The organism is Paraburkholderia sp. (assembly GCF_028283785.1).
Taxonomy (GTDB): Bacteria; Pseudomonadota; Gammaproteobacteria; order Burkholderiales; family Burkholderiaceae; genus Paraburkholderia.
The window spans coordinates 1,108,854-1,121,421 of record NZ_JAPWKB010000019.1 but is presented as its reverse complement, the minus strand read 5'-3'; the positions used below and the strand labels follow the sequence as shown (position 1 = coordinate 1,121,421).

The window sequence follows — 12,568 nt, the reverse complement described above, 5'->3', positions numbered from 1 at the left end:
ATCCGCGCGGGCACGCGACGTGCGTTCCAGATCCCGGTAAGCCCGATGGCGGCGGCCTGCGGCACGCGCCGTCGTCCAGTCCAACACCGCAACGGAACAAGGAGCAGACACCATGAACGACCACGTCTACAAGCAGATCGAGCTGACCGGTTCGTCGACCCAGTCGAGCGACGACGCAATCCGCACCGCGATCACGAAAGCGAGCAAAACCCTGCGCAATCTGCACTGGTTTCAGGTGACGGAGACGCGCGGGATGATTGAAGACGGCAAGGTGGCGTACTGGCAGGTGACGCTGAAGGTCGGCCTGCGGATCGACGATTGATCGAGCCATCTTGCGTGAAGGCAGTGAACACGCGAAAAAAAGCCGCGTCCAACGGACGCGGCTGCTAAAGCAGCGGTTGCTGAGACCGCCGCCTGGTCGACTGTGTCGCGAGATGCCGGCGTCTGGACGACGGCACCGCGAAAAGCCTTACTTGGGCAACGAACCGTCGACGCCCTCGACATACCAGTTCAGGCGTTGCAGGTCGGCATCGCCGAGCGTCTTGCCGGCCGGCACCTTGACCGCGCCCGACTGATCCTTGATCGGGCCCGTGAACACATCCCACTTGCCGCTGGCAAGCTGTTCGCGCTTCGCCTCGACGTCCTTCTGACCGGCCGCCGGAATCGCCGACGCGTTCATGTCCTCGAGATTCACGGCCTTTTGCGGGATGCCCCACCACACCGGATCGTTCTTCCACTTGCCGTCCAGCACCTGCTGGATCGCCGAGTTGTAGTACACGCCCCAATGCGCGACCACCGAACCCAGATGCGCGTCAGGACCGAACTTCTTCATGTCCGAATCCCAGCCGAACGCGTGGACGTGCTTCTCCGAAGCCGTCGCCAGCGTCGCGCTCGAATCGGTGTTTTGCAGCAGCACGTCGGCGCCCTGCCCGATCAGCGTTTCGGCAGCCTGCTTTTCCTTGCCCGGATCGAACCAGCTGTTGATCCAGATAACCTTGGTGTGCACCTTCGGATTCACCGAACGCGCGCCCATCGTGTACGCGTTGATGTTGCGGATCACTTCCGGGATCGGCACCGACGCGACGAAGCCCAGCGTGTTGCTCTTGGTCACGTGCCCGGCGGCGACGCCTGCCAGGTACGCGCCCTGATACATGCGCACGTCGTAGGTGCCGAAGTTCGGCGCCTTCTTGTAGCCGGTGGCGTGCAGGAAAATCGTGTCCGGGAAATCTTTCGCAACTTTCAGCTCGAAGTCCTGATACCCGAAGCTCGAACCGATGATGACCTTGTTGCCCTTGTTGGCGAGATCGCGGAACACGCGCTCCGAGTCTGCCGATTCCGGCACGTTCTCGACGCGGGTGATCTTGATCTTGTTGCCGAATTTCGCTTCGGCTTCTTTCGAGCCTTGATCGTGCGCGAAGGTCCAGCCGGCATCGCCCGGATTGCCGAGATAGACGAACGCGACGCCCGGCGCATCGGCGGCCTGCGCCGGCGTGAGCGTGACGCCCAGCGCCAGTGACGCCGCGCCCAGAGCGATGGCGGTCAGCGTGGTGCGTTTCTTCATGTTTTCTCCTGTCTGTTTATCAAGTGCCTGCAGCTTGTCATAGCTTGAAGCGGAATTGCGTGTCCCCTCGGGGTCTTGCATGATGCTGCGCGGCACGGCGTGTCCTTCTGTGTGCTGGACGCCGTGCCGGTTCTGCCGTGTCTGCTGCCGTGTCTCCTGCCATGCTTCGATGCATACGTCACGCCTGTCCGCGAAACCGGGACGAAGCGCGTCGCGCGCCGTTACCCCGCCGCGAAGAACGGTTTGCCGAGCGACGCCGGCGCGTTCAGGCGGATCGTGTTCGGGTTACGCGAAATCAGCACCAGCACCACGACCGTCGCCACGTACGGCAACATCGCGAGGAACTGCGTGGGCACCGGCACGCCGATCGCCTGCGCGTAAAACTGCAGCCCCGTCACCGCGCCGAACAGCAACGCGCCGATCAGCAGACGGCCCGGCCGCCATGTCGCGAACACGACCAGCGCAAGCGCGATCCAGCCGCGTCCCGAGGTCAGGTTTTCCTGCCACAGATGCAGATTGACGATCGAGTAATAGCCGCCCGCGAGGCCTGCCATTCCGCCGCCGAACGCGACCGCGCCATAACGCACGCCGACCACCGGAAACCCCACCGAGTGCGCGACCGCCGGCGATTCGCCGACCGAACGCAACACCAGCCCGGCGCGCGTGCGATACAGGAACCAGCCGACCACCGCGAACATCGCGAAGGCGAGGTAATCGAGCGGCGTGAGGCTGAACAGCGCCGGTCCGAGCACCGGAATCTTCGACAGGCCGGGGATCGTCCACGTGCCGATTGTCGCGCGCGCAGCCGCCGACGTATAAGGCTTGCCGACATACGCCGACAGGCCGATGCCGAAGATCGTCAGCGACAGGCCGGTGGCGACCTGGTTGGCGAGCATCGTCAGCGTGAGAAACGCGAACAGCAGCGACATCGCGAGTCCCGCGCTGATCGCAGCCACAACGCCGAGCCACGGGTTGCCGGTCACGGCCGTGACCGCGTAGCCGGCGACCGCGCCCATCAGCATCATGCCTTCGACGCCCAGGTTGAGCACGCCGGATTTCTCGGTGACGAGTTCGCCTGCGCCCGCGAACATCAGCGGGATCGCGGCAGTAACGGCGCTCGATGTGAGCGCGCTGGCTTGGTTGATATCCATAAGAGAAGTCGCCGGGGAAATCAGTGGGCTTGCACGGCCGGAGTCCGGCGGCGCACGCGATAGTTCACGAACAGGTCGGCGCCCAGCAGGCAGAACAGCAGCAGCCCCTGGAATACGCCCGACAACGCCTGCGGCAATTGCATCGAGGTCTGCACTGCTTCGCCGCCGAGATACAGCAGCGCCATCAGCAGACTGGCCAGCACGATCCCGACCGGATGCAGCCGGCCGACGAACACCACGATGATCGCGGTGAAGCCGTAACCCGGCGACCACGTCGCCTGCAACTGGCCGATCGGACCGGCGATTTCGCCCATGCCTGCCAGTCCGGCGAGACCGCCGCTGATCAGCAGCGAGGTCCAGATGGTTTTCTTGTCGGAGAAGCCGGCGTAGCGCGCGGCCAGCGGCGCCAGACCGCCGACGTTCATCCGGTAACCGGCGAAGCTCTTGCGCATGAAAACCCATACCAGCGGAATCGCGACCAGTGTCACGAACACCGACGCGTTCAGCCGCGTCCCGCGCAGCCATTTGATATGCCAGTCGCCGCCGAAAGTCGGATACAGCGCATCGCCGCTGAACATCTCCGACAGCGGGAAATTCATCCCCATCGGATCGCGCCACGGGCCGCTGACCAGATAGATCAGCAACTGCGTCGCGACGTAGGTGAGCATCAGGCTCGTCAGGATTTCATTCGTGTTGAAACGGCTCTTCAGCAGCGCGGGAATCGCCGCCCACGCCATGCCGCCGAGAATCCCGGCGATCATCATCACGGGCAGGATGAACCAGCCGCTGGACTGGTCGAAGTAGATCGCGATGCCGCTTGCCGCGATGCCGCCGAGCAGCATCTGCCCTTCGGCGCCGATGTTCCACACGTTGGCGCGGTAGCCGACCGCGAGGCCCAGCCCGATCAGGCACAACGGCGACGCTTTCAGCAGCAGTTCGGCCCAGCCGTTGACGCTCGACAGCGGTTCGATAAAGAACGCGTACATCGCCTGCATCGGGTCGCGGCCGACCAGACTGAAGATCAGGAAACCGATTGCCAGCGTCAACAGCGCGGCGATCAGCGGGACGGCGAGCTGCATCTTGCGCGACGGCGCAGTGCGGGCTTCGAGTCGATACGGGGAAGTCATGGGTGGCGTGTGTGCGTTATATGTTCTGGGAGGATCGGGGCCGGGCGAAGCGCGTGCGCTTCAGCGGGTCCGGCCACATAAGCGAAGTTGCGCTCACGCATGCGCCGGCTGTTCCGCCGACGGCGCCGCACCTTCCGGCTTGCCGAACAGGCCCGCCATCCAGCGGCCGATTTCTTCGGCGTTCGTGTCGCCCGTGGCGCGCACCGGCGAAAGTTTGCCGCGCGCGATCACCGCGATGCGATCGCAGATGTCGAACAATTCCTCTAGTTCCTCGGAGATCACGAGAATCGCGACGCCGCGTGCCGACAGATCGAGCAACTGCTGACGGATAAATGCGGCCGCGCCGACATCGACGCCCCAGGTTGGCTGGGCGACGACCAGCACCTTCGGCGCCTGCAGGATCTCGCGTCCGACGATGAACTTCTGCAGGTTGCCGCCCGACAGGCTTTGCGCCAGCGCGGTGTCGCCGCCGCATCGCACGTCGAATGCTTCGATGCAACGCTTTGCGAAGGCGCGCATCGGGCCGGTCCGGATCCAGCCCGAGGTGACCATCTGCTGACGATGTCCGGTCAGCAACGCGTTTTCCGCCAGCGACATCGCCGGGACCGCGCCCCGGCCGAGCCGCTCTTCCGGCACGAAGCCGAAACCGAGCGCGCGCCGTGCGCCCGCGCCGAGCTTGCCGGCCGGCTTGCCGCAGATCGTGATCGCGTCGGCGCGCGCGCCGCGCTGCTCGCCCGACAACGCCGACAGCAGTTCCGCCTGGCCGTTGCCCGACACGCCCGCGATGCCGAAAATCTCGCCCGCGTGCACGCCGAACGACACGTTGTCGAGCGACGTGCCGAACGGATCGGCGCTCGCCACGGACAAGCCCTTGACGTCGAGCAGCATGGCGCCCGGTGTATGCGTGCGACGCTCGTAGTCGGGCAGCGAATGGCCGACCATCAGTTGCGCGAGCGACGCATGGGTTTCTTCGCGCGGCGTCACATGACCCGTCACGCGGCCGCCGCGCATTACGGTGGCGGTGTCGCAGAGTTCCTGGATTTCGTCGAGCTTGTGACTGATGTAGAGAATGCTGCAGCCTTCGGCGGCGAGCCGGCGCAGCGTTTCGAACAGCTTGCGTACCGCTTGCGGCGTCAGCACGGACGTGGGCTCGTCCATGATCAGCAGGCGCGGATTCTGCAAAAGGCAACGGACGATCTCGACGCGCTGGCGTTCGCCGACCGTGAGGCTGTGCACGTGACGTTGCGGATCGATATCGAGACCGTAATCGGCCGACACGTCGCGGATGCGTTTGGCCAGCGCCTTCAGGTCGAACGGCTCTTCGAGCGCAAGCGCAATGTTCTCGCCGACCGTCAGCGTCTCGAACAGCGAGAAGTGCTGGAACACCATGCCGATACCCAAGCGGCGCGCGGCAGCCGGATTCGCGATATCGACCGGGTCGCCGTTCCAGCGAATCTCGCCGGCGTCGGGACGCACCGCGCCGTAGATGATCTTCATCAGCGTGCTCTTGCCCGCGCCGTTCTCGCCGAGCACCGCGTGGATTTCGCCCGGCTGGACGACGAGCGTCACGTCGTCGTTGGCGCGCACGGCCGGGTACTGCTTGCTGATGCCCAGCATTTCGAGCCGCGGCAGGCCGTTGCGAGCCGAGCCCGCGCCACCGTTATATGTAGAAATGTCGCCCATGTGGTTCCGTCTTACCTGTTCTAGAACGTTTTGATACCCGCAATGACGCCGGATGACGATACCTAATTCGCTTCGCCCAGTCGAGCCGCCAAAAATGCCGCAAACCCGCGCCAGTACACGCTTTTGCGGGTATCCCTCCCTTGACGGGTTTTTATGTCTATATTAAAAGTCGTATAACCCCACGCCCGTTCGATCAGCCAGAACATATATCTTGGAGAAGTCATGAGTCAGCAACGCGAGGCGATCGATACGTATCTTTTACGCGTCTTGCACACCCTGTTGATGGAACGCAGCGTGACCCGCGCGGCCGTCAAACTGAATCAGTCGCAACCGGCGATCAGCGCGGCGCTGCGCCGCCTGCGCGACATCACCGGCGACCCGCTGCTGGTGCGCGGCAAGTCCGGCATGGTGCCGACCGAATACGGCCTGCGCCTGCTCGAACCGGTGCAAAACGCACTGCGCGAGATCGAACGGATCAAGTTCCAGCAACATAATTTCGACCCTGCGACGTCGATCCGTTGCTACCGGATCGGCTGTCCCGACTATCTGAACGTGCTGTTCGTGCCGACTGTCGTCGAACGCTTCCGTCAGGCCGCGCCGAATGCCACGCTCGAATTCCATTCGCTGGGCCCCGCCTTCGACTACGAACTCGCGCTCGAGGACGGCAAGCTCGATATCGTCGTCGGCAACTGGCCGGAACCGCCCGAGCAACTGCATCTGTCCAATCTGTTCGTCGATCAGATCGTGTGTCTGATGAGCAGCACGCATCCGTTCGCCAAGCGCGGCGGCCTCACGCTCGACCAGTACCTGAACGCGCCGCATCTCGCGCCGACGCCGTATTCGGTCGGTCAGCGCGGCGCGATCGACGTCCATCTGGCGCGTGAGCGTCTGAAGCGGCACGTGGTCGTGACCTTGCCTTACTTCAATCTCGCGCCGTACGTGCTGATCAAGTCCGATCTGATTTTCACGACAACGCGGCTCTTTGCCGATCACTACGCGAAGTTCCTGCCGCTGACCGTGGTGCCCGCGCCGCTCGATTTCCCGCCGATGCAGTACTACCAGCTGTGGCACGAGCGCTGCCACTATTCCGACGAAGTGCGCTGGCTGCGCGGCCTCGTGGCCGAAGCGACCCGGACCTTGATCGAAAAGCCGTAAGGCTCCGGTCGGCGTCGATCGTATTTCAATCCACGGCGGCGGTTCGCGACAGCGGACCGCCGCTTTTTTCTGTCGGCTTACAACTAGCTCGCCGCCTGATAGAGGTGCTGCGCCAGCCGGTTATGCTGCTCGATCACCGGACCGAGTTCCAGCGTCGTCAACTGGCCGTCGCGCACCACCACTTTCCCGCCGATCACACTCAACGCCACTTGCGACGGCGCGCAAAACACCAGTGCCGCGACCGGATCGTGCAATGCGCCCGCAAACTGCGGCTGACGCAGATCGAACGCGACGAAATCCGCCGCCATGCCCGGCGCCAACGCGCCGATATCGTCGCGGTTCAGCACCTTCGCGCCACCGAGCGTCGCGATTTCCAGTGCCTCGCGCGCGGTCATCGCGTCCGGGCCGAAGCCGACGCGCTGCAACAGCAACGCCTGGCGCACTTCCGCGACCATCTGCGCGCCGTCGTTCGACGCCGATCCATCGACGCCCAGCCCGACCGGCACGCCCGCGAGCCGCATCTTCTTCACCGGCGCGATCCCCGACGCGAGCCTCATGTTCGAGCACGGACAATGCGCGACGCCGGTGCCGGTGCGCGCGAACATCGCGATTCCGGCTTCGTCGAGTTGCACACAATGCGCGTGCCACACGTCGTGACCGACCCAACCGAGGTCTTCCGCGTATTCGGCGGGCGTCATGCCGAACTTCTCGCGGCTGTACGCGACGTCGTTCACGTTCTCGGCCAGATGCGTATGCAGCGACACGCCGTACTGCCGCGCCATCACCGCCGACTCGCGCATCAGATCGCGGCTGACGGAGAACGGCGAACACGGCGCGACCACCACGCGCAACATCGCGTAGCGCCCTTCGTCGTGATACGTCTCGATCAGCCGCTGCGTGTCTTTCAGGATCGCGGCTTCGCTTTCGACCACCGAATCCGGCGGCAAGCCGCCGTCTTTCTGACCGACGCTCATGCTGCCGCGCGCCGCGTGAAAACGCATGCCGATCCGTTGCGCCGCGCCGATGCTGTCGTCGAGACGGCTGCCGTTCGGATAGATGTACAGGTGATCGCTCGATGTCGTGCAACCCGACAGCAGCAATTCGGCCATCGCCGTCAGCGTCGACACCTCGATCATTTCAGGCGTCAGGTTCGCCCATATCTTGTACAGATTCGTGAGCCAGCCGAACAACTCCGCGTTCTGCGCGGCGGGAATCGCCCGCGTCAGACTCTGATACATATGGTGATGCGTGTTGACGAGCCCTGGAATCACCAGATGCCCGCGCATGTCCAGCACTTCGTCGGCGGTGGACGGCAACTCCGCCGTCGGACCGACCGCGACAATGCGGTTGTCCTCGATATACAGTCCGCCGTCGCGCAGTTCGCGCCGTGCGCCGTCCATCGTCACCAGCACGTCCGCGTGCTTGACCAGCATGGTTTTGGGCTTGCCCGCCCGTGATTCGATCGTCATTCGTGTCTCCGCTTGAAAGCGCTTCCCGGTCGCCCCGGCTGACCGGGAGCCGCCTGAGTGGCGAGTGCAAATACGTTCGAACGCGATGCGACCGACGCGGACCGCGCCGTCGCATTCGTTCGAACGCGATTGGCCCGGTTACCCAGCGTACTCCGCCGTCTTCGGGGTGCGCCGCATGTGGCCGGCGCACAGGCATAACCTTCGATGGCCAAAATTGCGCTGACAACTCACCCCGCCGCGATACCGAACCTCACGCGGTTCATATAGTGGCCTTTTTTGGCGTGGGTACGATCCCAATCAGGATGTGGCGATACGCCGGAAGCGGATCGGGCTGGCTTGCCGGGTTCGCCCGTCAGGGTCGAAGCGTTGCGCCGGTGTGGCTTTCAGGTTGCTGTCATGCGCCGCGTATTATCTTTCTTATCGCTCACGCGCAGACGCGCAGCCTTTCTTAAAATAGCTGCCACGGCGCACGCTTGAATCCGCCGACGGGTATGTAGCCACTGACGTGGAGCCTCGATCCGCCGCACGTACATCACGTACCAGGGATCGGGCTGCCGCTGAAACCTCGCATTCACACAAGGAAAACTGCGAATGGGAAAGCTCACTACCCACGTGCTCGACACGGCGAACGGCCGGCCGGGCAACGACATCAAGGTCGAACTGTTCGCGCTGTCGGGCGACACGCGCCGCGCGCTGAAAACCACCATCACCAATAGCGACGGCCGTTGCGATCATCCGCTGCTCGAAGGCGACGCATTGCAGGCCGGCGAATACGAACTGGTGTTCCACGCAGGCGACTACTTCGCGTCGATCGGCACGAAGGTGCCGGAGCCGCGCTTCGTCGATCGCGTGGTGCTGCGCTTCGGCGTCGCCGATGCCGCCGCGCACTATCACGTGCCGCTGCTGGTGTCGCCGTGGTCGTACAGCACGTATCGCGGCAGCTGAACGTATCCGCGCTGCCGCGACCCGCATTCCGTCCCTGACCGACCGCCCGAACGCGAATCACAGGCAAGCCGACCTGTCAGACCTGGCGCGATGCGATCTGAGCGCACCGCAGCCATGACCCCGCATCACGCGCACGCGGCGGGCGCGACGAATCGAACCATCGATCGTTGCACCATCCCAGTTCCGCTGCGCGCACAACGAATCAGAAGTGGAGGAGTTTCATGGAAGGCTTTATCACCGACTGGCTGAATCTGGCGATCCGCTGGTTTCACGTCATCGCCGCGATTGCATGGATCGGCGAATCGTTTTATTTCGTCGCGCTCGACAACAGCCTGAAACCGCCGCAAGACCCGAACCAGCGCCGGCGCGGCGTGTTCGGCGAGTTGTGGCACGTTCACGGCGGCGGCTTCTACAACATGCAGAAGTACACCGTCGCACCGCCCGAAATGCCGGACGACCTGCACTGGTCGAAGTGGCCGTCGTACACCACGTGGCTGTCGGGTTTCGGTCTGTTCACGGTGCTTTATCTGTTCGCGCCGAACACCTACCTGATCGACAAAAACGTGCTCGATATGGGTCCGGTCGTGGCCATCTTCTCGGCGCTCGGTTTTCTCGCGGCGGGCTGGATCGTCTACGACTCGCTGTGCCGCCTGCTCGGCACGAAAGATCGCGTGCTCGGCATCTGCGTCGCGATTTACGTGGTGATTGCCGCATGGCTCGCGTGCCATATTTTCGCCGGACGCGCCGCGTATCTGATCATGGGCGCGATGCTCGCAACCATCATGTCGGCGAACGTGTTCGTGGTCATCATTCCGGGCCAGCGCAAGATGGTCGCCGCGATGCTCAAGGGCGAAACGCCGAACCCGATCTACGGCAAACGCGGCAAGCAACGCTCGGTGCACAACACGTATTTCACGTTGCCGGTCGTGTTCGCGATGCTGTCGAATCACTACGCGATGACGTACACGCATCCGCATAACTGGGCCGTGCTGCTGGTGATCATGCTCGCGGGCGCGCTGATCCGTCAGTTCTTCGTGATGCGCCATCGCGGACAGGTGTTGTGGTATCTGCCGCTGGCGGGTATCGCGCTGATGTTCGTCGCACTGGTCGCGACCATGCCGAAACCGGTCGTGCAAAGCGCCGAAGCGGCGAACATGCCGTCCGTGAAAGTAGCGGATATCGCGCCGGTATTGCAGCAACGCTGTGCGGCCTGCCACTCCGCCCATCCGACGATGATGGGCAGCGCGCCGGCCGGCGTGTTGCTCGATACGCCCGCTGAAATCTCGCAGAACGCGCAGCGCATCTATCAGCAGGCGGTCACGCTGAAGGCGATGCCGCTGGGCAACGTCACGCATATGACCGACGAAGAACGCACGAAGATCGCCGCGTGGTTCGAGGGCGGAGCGAAGTAAGCCCGCTTCGACCCGATCCGGCTGGTTCATCAAGGCTTCCCGCGCAACGGGAAGCCTTTTTTGTTGGCGTTTTCCGGTCACGGCGACCGCGCAATCCCGATGGCTTCAGGCCGGCAGCAGTCTCATGCCGATTCACGCCGGTAGCGGCATCAAAATTGTCGCTCTTGGGCTACAATTTCCGCTAGAAACGCCAATTCTGTAGCCCAGAGGCTACATTTTGCATGAGACGAAATTGTCGCCCTTGGGCTACAATACTACGCAAATTGGCCTTTTTTGATGCCTTGGGGCTACAAATGACCACCCTCGCCGATGTATCGGACATGCTGAAAGATGTACGCCGCAACGCGCAGTTGTCGCAAGACGAAATGGCGCGCCGCGCCGGCGTCGCGCGCACGACTGTGGCGCGAATGGAAACGCTCGCGAAAAACGACATGAGCGTCTCCGTGCTGGTGCGTCTGCTCGAAGCGGCCGGCTACGACCTCAAGGTCGTTGCGCACGGCCACGCCCGTACACTCGAAGACATCCTCGCCGAGCAGCGCGCGTTGCCGGATTCGGGGCCGACGCGATGACGATCCGGCTCGATGTTCAGGTTTTGGGCCGCAAGGTCGCGACGCTGTATCGCGATCGCGACGACCACGTGCTGCAATACGACCGCGACGTCGCGGCATCGGACTTCGTCAGTCTCGCCATGCCGGTACGCGAAGAACCGTGGCGCTGGCCGCGCGATCTGCATCCGTTCTTCCGGCAGAATCTGCCCGAAGGCTATCTGCTGAGCCTGATCCGCGAACAGTTCGGGCCGCTGCTCGACGGCACCGATCTATCCTTGCTCGCGGTGGTCGGCGGACTGGGCATCGGGCGCGTGACGGTGACGCCCGAAGGCGTCGAGCCGGGCACCGAACTGCACGCGCTCGACGTCAAGGACATCCTTCGCGGCGACAACACCGCCGATCATTTCGCCGCGCTGGTCCGCGACTACGCCCGTGCGGCAATTTCCGGCGTGGTGCCGAAACTGATCGCGCCGCAAGCCCACGCGTCGCGCACCACCGACGACATCCCGATCGGCAAGCCCACGCTTCGCACCAGCCGCTATATCGTCAAGGGTTCGGACGAAAGCACGCCCTTTCTCGGCTTCAACGAGTTCTACTCGATGCGCGTGCTCGAACGGCTCGACGCCGCGCCCGTCGCCCGCACGCAGATGTCGGATGACGGCCGCGCGCTGGTGGTCGAACGCTTCGACGTGGACGGCTACGGCTTGCCGGCATACGGCGTCGAAGACATGTGCGGCCTGCTCGGCCTGCCGCCGCACGAAAAGTACAACGCCAGCACCGAGCGGCTGCTGAACGCCGCCCGCGCGTATCTGGTGAATCGCGACACGATGCGCAAGCACCTCACGCAACTCGGCTGGCATCTGCTGACGAACTACGTGGTGCGCAATGCCGATTGCCACACGAAAAACATCGCGCTGCTCTATTCGAATATCGACGATGTTGCGTTCACGCCGGTCTACGACATCGTCACCACGCAAGCGTATCCGCGCTTCGCCGCCAATCCGCCGGGTTTGTCGGTAGACGGGCGCAAGACATGGGTGGCGGGCAAGGCGCTCGAACGTTTCTTCAATGCGCGGATGGGCATCGCGCCGCGTCAGTATGCGCAGATGGTCGACGCGTTGTGCGAGTCGGCGGTGTCGGTCGGACACGAGATGATCGAAGCGGCGCGCAACGAACCCGCGTGGCGCGACGTCGCGAAACAGATGCTGCATGCATGGAACGACGGCATGAATGCGTTGCGTCACCGGCACAAGTCCGATGCACCGGCGTCCAGCTTGATGCCCGCCATCGAAGCGGCCGGTTTCTCCGATGCGCAACCGGCCGAACGTGCGCGCGACGTGATCGGGCGTTCGCCGTTGCTGGCCACGCGCGGCAAGCGCTGACCGGAACGCTCGCGTGGCCCCGCGTGATCTCGCGTGATACTTAAGGTAAGCGAAGCGAACGCCCGAACAACGCACCGAACATTTTTTTCTCGCGGTCGTTTCGTTTAGCATCGGGCCATTCCAACGATATACCGA

General features: G+C 63.7%; 11 protein-coding genes. 6 read left to right on the top strand and 5 right to left on the bottom strand.

Going from position 1 to position 12,568, the window contains the following annotated elements; genetic code table 11:
* Positions 1-112 precede the first annotated feature (112 nt).
* On the top strand, positions 113-322 hold the full coding sequence (locus PW947_RS27320; protein ID WP_299635489.1) for a dodecin: 210 nt from the start codon (positions 113-115) through the stop codon (positions 320-322).
* A gap of 147 nt (positions 323-469) precedes the next feature.
* On the opposite strand, the gene PW947_RS27315 is transcribed toward PW947_RS27320, so the two are convergent.
* The 4 genes from PW947_RS27315 to PW947_RS27300 form a co-directional block, all read right to left on the bottom strand.
* Positions 470-1,561, bottom strand: coding sequence for a BMP family ABC transporter substrate-binding protein (locus PW947_RS27315; RefSeq protein WP_299635488.1), 1,092 nt, complete (start codon positions 1,559-1,561; stop codon positions 470-472).
* A gap of 221 nt (positions 1,562-1,782) precedes the next feature.
* Positions 1,783-2,712: an ABC transporter permease gene (locus PW947_RS27310; RefSeq protein WP_299635487.1), complete on the bottom strand. Its 930-nt coding sequence runs from the start codon at positions 2,710-2,712 to the stop codon at positions 1,783-1,785.
* Between the two features lie 20 nt (positions 2,713-2,732).
* Positions 2,733-3,839: an ABC transporter permease gene (locus PW947_RS27305; protein WP_299635486.1), complete on the bottom strand. Its 1,107-nt coding sequence runs from the start codon at positions 3,837-3,839 to the stop codon at positions 2,733-2,735.
* 93 nt (positions 3,840-3,932) lie between these two features.
* The gene (locus PW947_RS27300) at positions 3,933-5,522 is read right to left on the bottom strand and encodes an ABC transporter ATP-binding protein (protein ID WP_299635485.1); all 1,590 of its coding nucleotides are present in this window, start codon (positions 5,520-5,522) and stop codon (positions 3,933-3,935) included.
* A 222-nt stretch (positions 5,523-5,744) separates the two neighbouring features.
* On the opposite strand from PW947_RS27300, the gene PW947_RS27295 reads away from it, so the two are divergent.
* Positions 5,745-6,677 carry a LysR substrate-binding domain-containing protein gene (locus PW947_RS27295; RefSeq protein ID WP_299635484.1) on the top strand — a complete coding sequence of 311 codons (933 nt, stop codon included), beginning with the start codon at positions 5,745-5,747 and terminating at the stop codon, positions 6,675-6,677.
* An 83-nt stretch (positions 6,678-6,760) separates the two neighbouring features.
* Here the strand turns inward: PW947_RS27295 and PW947_RS27290 are convergent, their stop codons facing one another.
* On the bottom strand, positions 6,761-8,146 hold the full coding sequence (locus PW947_RS27290) for an 8-oxoguanine deaminase (protein WP_299635483.1): 1,386 nt from the start codon (positions 8,144-8,146) through the stop codon (positions 6,761-6,763).
* A 591-nt stretch (positions 8,147-8,737) separates the two neighbouring features.
* On the opposite strand from PW947_RS27290, the gene uraH reads away from it, so the two are divergent.
* The 4 genes from uraH (at position 8,738) to PW947_RS27270 (ending at position 12,433) form a co-directional block, all read left to right on the top strand.
* Complete coding sequence (gene uraH / locus PW947_RS27285; RefSeq protein ID WP_299635482.1) at positions 8,738-9,091, top strand: hydroxyisourate hydrolase; 354 nt, start codon at positions 8,738-8,740, stop codon at positions 9,089-9,091.
* 221 nt (positions 9,092-9,312) lie between these two features.
* Positions 9,313-10,503, top strand: coding sequence for a urate hydroxylase PuuD (locus PW947_RS27280; RefSeq protein WP_299635481.1), 1,191 nt, complete (start codon positions 9,313-9,315; stop codon positions 10,501-10,503).
* Positions 10,504-10,796: 293 nt separating this feature from the next.
* On the top strand, positions 10,797-11,072 hold the full coding sequence (locus PW947_RS27275) for a helix-turn-helix transcriptional regulator (protein ID WP_299635480.1): 276 nt from the start codon (positions 10,797-10,799) through the stop codon (positions 11,070-11,072).
* 2 nt (positions 11,073-11,074) lie between these two features.
* Positions 11,075-12,433, top strand: coding sequence for a type II toxin-antitoxin system HipA family toxin (locus tag PW947_RS27270; protein ID WP_299636042.1), 1,359 nt, complete (start codon positions 11,075-11,077; stop codon positions 12,431-12,433).
* Positions 12,434-12,568: the final 135 nt, after the last annotated feature.